The organism is Polaromonas sp. P1_G4, assembly GCF_056405475.1.
This window is the reverse complement of sequence record NZ_JBFUCA010000432.1, coordinates 1-3762: the sequence shown is the minus strand read 5'-3', so window position 1 is coordinate 3762 and position 3762 is coordinate 1. Positions and strand designations below refer to the sequence as shown.

The following is a 3762-nucleotide window of genomic DNA, read 5'->3' as shown; positions in this document are numbered from 1 at the left end:
CAGCAGCTCTGGCCCGCGCTGGCTGTGCGGGCGGCTTACCGCTTGTTCGGCACACCGCTACCGCCCAAGTGGGTGAGCCGTCGCAGAAAGTGGAGCCCCGACTGGCACATTGAGCAATGGCCTTTTGAAGATGCCAGCGTGACGATGTACAGCCGCCCCGTCGCACCTGCCGGCCCGGTGGTGCTATTGGTGCACGGCTGGGGCGGACACGCCGGGCAGATGCTGGCGCTGGCGGAGGTCTTGAGTGCGCAAGGCTTGCGGCCGGTCATCATTGAGATGCCGGCGCATGGCCGCAGCAGCGGCTCGGTCACCAACCTGCCGCAGTTTGCGCGCGTGCTGGAGTACGTGACCGCACGGCTGCAGCAACAGGGCCATACGCTGCGCGCGGTGGTGGCGCATTCGCTGTCGGCGAACGCCGGCGCTTATGCCGCCAGCCGAGGGCTGGCGGCTGGCAGGCTGGTGTTGCTGGCGCCCCCCGCGTCGCCGCTTGAATACACGCGGCTATTTGCCCACGTGTTTGGCCTGCACGAATCCACGCGCGCGGCCATGCAGCGGCGCATTGAGGCGCGCGAAGGCATCCTGATGCCGCAGTTCGAGCCGGCAATGGTCGGCCCGCGCATCGCCCTGCCCACGCTGGTGGTGCATGACCGGCAGGACAGCATCAACCGCTTTGCCGACGGCGTGGCTTACAGCGAGGCGATTGTCGGCGCGCGCCTGGTGGCCACCGAAGGCCTGGGCCATCGCAAGATCCTCAAGGATGACGAAGTGCTGCGCCAGGTGGCAGCGTTTCTGGCCTGAGAACCTGTTGAGGGTCTAAACGGCGCCGCGCTTGTGCGGCGCGCCCATTCCCCCTAGCATTGCCTCACTTTTAACAAGAGGAGACATGATGGGAATGCTGGACTGGACAGAAAAAGACAGCGCGGTACTGCAGCAAGGCGGCGTCATCGGGCCCGACGAGCGCCTGCCGTGGCCACAGACCGCGGTGATGGGTGTGCAGCACGTGATCGCGATGTTCGGCGCCACGGTGCTGGCACCCATCCTCATGGGGTTTGACCCCAACATCGCCATCCTGATGAGCGGCATCGGCACACTGATCTTCTTCGTCATCACCGGCGGCAAGGTGCCCAGCTACCTCGGTTCGAGTTTTGCCTTCATCGGTGTGGTGATTGCGGCCACGGCCTATGCCGGCAAAGGGCCGAATGCCAACCTGGGCGTGGCGCTGGGCGGCATCATCGCCTGCGGCGTGGTGTACACGCTGATCGGCTTCATCGTGCAGTCCATCGGCACCGGCTGGATAGAACGTTTCATGCCGCCCGTGGTCACCGGCGCCGTGGTGGCGGTGATCGGCCTGAACCTGGCCAGCATTCCCATCAAGAACATGGCTGCCGGCAATTTCGATTCATGGATGCAGGTGGTGACGTTTGTGAGCGTGGCCCTGGTAGCCGTGATGACGCGCGGCATGGTGCAGCGGCTGCTGATCCTGGTCGGCCTGATCGTGGCGAGCGTGATTTATGCGGTGCTGACCAACGGACTGGGCCTTGGCAAGCCGATGGACCTGTCGGGCATCGCCAATGCCGCCTGGGTCGGCCTGCCGGGCTTCACGGCACCGGTGTTCAGCGCCAATGCCATGCTGCTGATTGCGCCCGTCGCCATCATTCTGGTGGCGGAAAACCTCGGCCACATCAAGGCGGTGACGGCCATGACCGGCAAGAACCTGGACGTCTACATGGGCCGCGCCTTCATCGGCGACGGCGTGGCGACCATCGTATCGGGTAGCGCGGGTGGCACAGGCGTAACGACCTATGCCGAAAACATCGGCGTGATGGCGGCGACCAAGATCTATTCCACCGCCGTCTTCGTGGTGGCGGCGCTGATCGCCGTGGTGCTGGGCTTCAGCCCCAAGTTCGGCGCGCTGATCCAGGCGATTCCGCTGCCGGTGATGGGCGGCGTGAGCATCGTGGTGTTCGGCCTCATTGCCGTGGCCGGCGCCAAGATCTGGGTGGACAACAAGGTGGACTTTTCAGACAACCGCAATTTGATTGTTGCCGCCATCACGCTGGTGCTCGGCACCGGTGACTTCACGCTGAAGTTCGGCCAGTTCGCACTGGGTGGCATCGGCACCGCGACCTTTGGTGCGATCCTGCTGTACGCCTTGCTGAGCCGCAAACCCTGATCAACGAATCGCTATCTATTTGATAGCTGCTTGCGCATGCCCTGATTGGGCTTTAGCTTCTTTTTAATGCCAAAAGTCCCCGCTGACCCAACAACCGGGGCTTTTTTCTGGCTGGCGGCAACAGGCGCTGCCAGCCAGGATCAATGGTCCATCAGCCCAGGAAACGTCCACCTGCGCCGAGCACGCCCAGTTCGACAAATTTCGAACCCGCGAACGGCGGCGCGGCATAGTCGACACTGAAACCGCCGAGGTCGAACTTCTGCAGGCCGGCCAGCGCGGTGCGCAGTTTGCCGCGCGTCACATCGCGGCCGGCGCGTTCCAGTCCCTCGGCCATCACGTGGGTGTTGATATAACTCTCCAGGCTGCCGAGCGAGAACTCCTGCTGGCCGATGGCGCGCATGGCGGCCTGGTAGTCACGCACCACCTGCAGCTTGGYGCGGTATGGGTCAGGGAACACCATGGTCAGCGCCAGGCCGGAACCGGCCGCGCCCAGGGCCTTGATGCCGTCGCCCGACAACGTCACGCTCAGGCCTGCGACAGGCAGCATCGGTGACGCTTTCTTCAGCGCGGTAATGAGGCCGACGGATGCCGAACCGGCGGTGCCAAGCAGCACGGCGCCGGGTTTGCCCGCGACGACCTGGTTCACGACCTCGTTGAGGTTCTTGCCGTCGACGGCCAGCGCCACCGGCGCGGCGACCTTGGCGCCCTGCACCTGCAGCGCGCGGTTGACATCGAGCACCACCTCCTTGCCGTAGTCGTTGTCCAGGTAGACGACGGCCAGGTCCTTGATGCCCATGCTCACGATTCTTTGCACCAGGCGCTGGGTTTCGTCAGTGAAGCTGGCGCGCACATGGAACACGTTGCGCATGCCGGGCTTGCGCAGCGACGACGCACCCGAACGCGGCCCGACGTAAGGCAGGTTGGACTCTTCAATCACCGGCACGATGGCGGCGTTGTTGGGCGTGCCGACGCAGGACATCAGCGCAAAAATGCTGCCGTCGCCGATCATCTTCCTGACGTTGTCGGCGCTGCGCTGCGGCACATAGGCATCGTCCAGCATCTGGAACTGCAGCATGCGGCCGTTCACGCCACCCTTGGCGTTGATCTGGCCCATGGCTGCGTCCACGCCCAGCTTGAGCTCGGCGCCCACACTGGCCAGCGGACCGCTGGTCGCACCGGTGCTGCCGATGGTGATGGCCTTGGCCGTCAGACCCTCCTGGGCATAGGCATTGCGAATGAAAGCGGGAGCGGCGGCAAGGGCAGCCATTTGAGGGGCAAACGAAAGGAAGCGGCGGCGAAGCATCGCAAATCTCCAAAAGGTGGGGTAGCCGTGAAGGCCAAAAGACAAGGCCGAGTGACCTTGCGGGGTAAAACCGCCCGCCAACCGGCGCACAGCAGCGCGCCAAAATGGCAGAGCAAATCATTTAAGGTTAAATGATTCTAGGGGTAAACCCTTACCAATTGATGACAGCACGCAGGCAACTGTGAAATGGCCGGGGCATGGCCCGGCTTGTCGCCGGCTAAGCCGGTTTCGCCGGGGGTTACTTACTTGGCCTGGGGTTGGCCGGTAGCCCTGGCAAGGGCTGCTT

General features: G+C 64.1%; 3 protein-coding genes. 2 read left to right on the top strand and 1 reads right to left on the bottom strand.

Going from position 1 to position 3762, the window contains the following annotated elements:
* Together AC1D1X_RS18115 and AC1D1X_RS18110 are read left to right on the top strand one after the other, a co-directional pair.
* A partial coding sequence (locus AC1D1X_RS18115; RefSeq protein ID WP_477698817.1) for an alpha/beta hydrolase occupies nt 1–798 on the top strand: 798 nt, incomplete at its 5' end.
* Between the two features lie 88 nt (nt 799–886).
* Complete coding sequence (locus AC1D1X_RS18110) at nt 887–2173, top strand: solute carrier family 23 protein (protein ID WP_477670371.1); 1287 nt, start codon at nt 887–889, stop codon at nt 2171–2173.
* A 151-nt stretch (nt 2174–2324) separates the two neighbouring features.
* Here the strand turns inward: AC1D1X_RS18110 and AC1D1X_RS18105 are convergent, their stop codons facing one another.
* A complete protein-coding gene (locus tag AC1D1X_RS18105; protein ID WP_477698816.1) occupies nt 2325–3476 on the bottom strand; it encodes an ABC transporter substrate-binding protein in 1152 nt (383 codons plus the stop codon).
* Nucleotides 3477–3762: the final 286 nt, after the last annotated feature.

What these genes read in the sequence shown, in the direction of transcription:
- AC1D1X_RS18110 (WP_477670371.1), top strand. Translation starts at nt 887, where the DNA reads ATGGGAATGCTGGACTGGACAGAAAAAGACAGCGCGGTACTGCAGCAA.